Source organism: Streptococcus sp. OH4692_COT-348, assembly GCF_003859975.1.
Taxonomy (GTDB): Bacteria; Bacillota; Bacilli; order Lactobacillales; family Streptococcaceae; genus Streptococcus.
This window is the reverse complement of sequence record NZ_RQZB01000065.1, coordinates 1-391: the sequence shown is the minus strand read 5'-3', so window position 1 is coordinate 391 and position 391 is coordinate 1. Positions and strand designations below refer to the sequence as shown.

Genomic DNA, 391 nt, shown 5'->3' with positions numbered 1-391 from the left:
AACCATTTGAAGTAGCCAATACTATTATCACATCTTACTTATATCTCTAATTGCAAAGGGCTGTTAGTTGGCGACACTCATTTAACCAAGGCATTCCCGTCACCTTGCACCCTATTGCTTGGCTGTTAACTCTATAACATTTAAGCACCGTCAATCAGCGCACCACGTTTAATATTCCAGCTACTACCAATAAGATAGATGTAAATACACTTAACATAATAGCTAGATAGTCATGGCGATAGTACCACTCCTTAAAGTTGGTAACTGAACCCACACCATATAAAATGCCAAGAATAATCAAGGCAATATTAATTACAATCATTCATTCTCCTGACTTTCTACATAGAGCAAGATACAAAAGGCGTCTGCTTGGTCATCATTGATATCATCA

At 37.3% G+C, this 391-nt stretch carries 1 protein-coding gene; it reads right to left on the bottom strand.

Annotated elements, in window-relative coordinates; all coding sequences use genetic code 11:
- Positions 1-154: 154 nt before the first annotated feature.
- Positions 155-322, bottom strand: coding sequence for a hypothetical protein (locus EII37_RS10920; RefSeq protein ID WP_124788566.1), 168 nt, complete (start codon positions 320-322; stop codon positions 155-157).
- Between the last annotated feature and the right edge of the window lie 69 nt (positions 323-391).

Bases quoted from the DNA above. Each gene is read 5' to 3' on its own strand.
- EII37_RS10920 (WP_124788566.1), bottom strand. From the start codon at position 322: ATGATTGTAATTAATATTGCCTTGATTATTCTTGGCATTTTATATGGT.